The sequence below is a fragment of the Micromonospora coerulea genome (genome assembly GCF_016598485.1).
GTDB classification, from domain to species: Bacteria; Actinomycetota; Actinomycetes; order Mycobacteriales; family Micromonosporaceae; genus Micromonospora; species Micromonospora coerulea.
The window spans coordinates 1-1,513 of the sequence record NZ_JAEMUW010000087.1; the positions used below are offsets into that span (position 1 = coordinate 1).

The 1,513-nt window shown below is 67.6% G+C and carries 1 protein-coding gene; it reads right to left on the reverse strand.

Going from position 1 to position 1,513, the window contains the following annotated elements; genetic code table 11:
- Window positions 1-196: 196 nt before the first annotated feature.
- Window positions 197-577, reverse strand: coding sequence for a VOC family protein (locus I8N68_RS32375; RefSeq protein WP_200216908.1), 381 nt, complete (start codon window positions 575-577; stop codon window positions 197-199).
- Window positions 578-1,513 lie beyond the last annotated feature (936 nt).

Consider the following 1,513-nt stretch of genomic DNA (forward strand, 5'->3'; position numbering starts at 1 on the left):
GGCGGCCCGCTCCCACAAGGGCGGGTCGACGGCGACGGGATGGCGAGGTTCCGCTGGCTGGGTCAATGCCTCACCAACACGCATGCGACACGGGGCGGGTCGAGCATCCACCCGGCCCCCCAGCTATTGATGGGGTCGCCAGATCTTGTCGGCGGCTGCGGGGTGGCGGCTGCGTCGATCGTTTGGGCGAGGGCCGTCAGAGTGGGTCGAGGCGGCGCTTGAGCAGGCAGAACTCGTTGCCTTCTGGATCGGCGAGGACGTGCCAGGACGCATCCGCAGGCTGACCGATGTCGACGAGTTTGGCCCCGGCGGCCAGGAGGCGCTCGAGCTCGGCGTCCTGATCGCGGTCGGTGGGGTTGACGTCGATGTGCAGCCGGGCATGCCCGTTCTTCGGCTCGTCGTTGCGGATGAGGAAGATCGTCGGCTGCGGGCCGCCGAACCCTTCGCGCGGACCTATCTCGATGTAGACCCCCTCTTCGCGATCGAGCTCTATGAAGTCCAGGACCTCGCACCAGAACCGCGCCAGCACCTCGGGGTCGTGGCACTTGAGCACGAGCTCACCGATACGGCATGCCATTGACGAAACCTACTCTCAGCATGGGAACTGCCGGGGCGGCCGCACGCGGATCTCATGGGCTCCCTGCAGTGCGAACAAGCTCGCGATCGTACCGGGCGAGGCGAGCGGGGCTGGACGAGGGTGCCCGTCGGGCTGAGCCCTGACGGTCGTCAGTCAGCAGGAAGTCAGCGAGACGCGCGACAACAGCCGTTAACCGTTGGTACGGGACAGCAAAGTCCCGGACGACAACACCAGTCGTCGGCATTGATCAGCAAGCATCAACTGTGTGGAGCCGCCTTTGCAAGGCAGCGTTAGGGATCGGGAGGGTCGCCGAGGGGTCGACCGCTACGCGACCCCAACGGGCCGCAAGATGAGCACGACCGGCACCTCAGCCCACCAGGCCGAGGGAGGCCTCGGCACTTGACGGTGCGAGAGCCAGCCCTCTTAATCCGCTGGTCGCCAGATGCGGGGTGTAGCAGCGCCTGTAGCAACGATGACGGACGACGGCGCACGACCACGGGCTCTTGGCGGGTCGATCGGGGCGGCCCGGCCGGGGATGGACGCAGTCGGACGGCTGCCCAGGACTTACAAGCGAGGGGTCGGAACGCCTGGCAGGCAGGGCCGTGCAGCTCGTTGACCAGGCCCAGGCCGACCCCAGGCCGCGGAAGGGCGGACCGCTCGTGACGGGGACAGCGAAGACCGCCAGCTCTGGCTAGGGTGCCTCGAATGGAACCGCCCACGGTCGATGCGAGTGTTCCCCTTAAGGGCCTGTGCTGCCTCCTCACCATGTTCGTCGGCGGCCCACTCCTGATCCTGCTGAGCCGCGTTGGCCAGAAGAAGGATGCTCCGCGCCCTCACCGGGACGCGCCGCGAGCCGACGAGCGGGTGGGTGACTAACTGGGTGACGATCACGACGGACGCTGGCGGACGACCCTGCATACCGGGGGACCGTCGTAG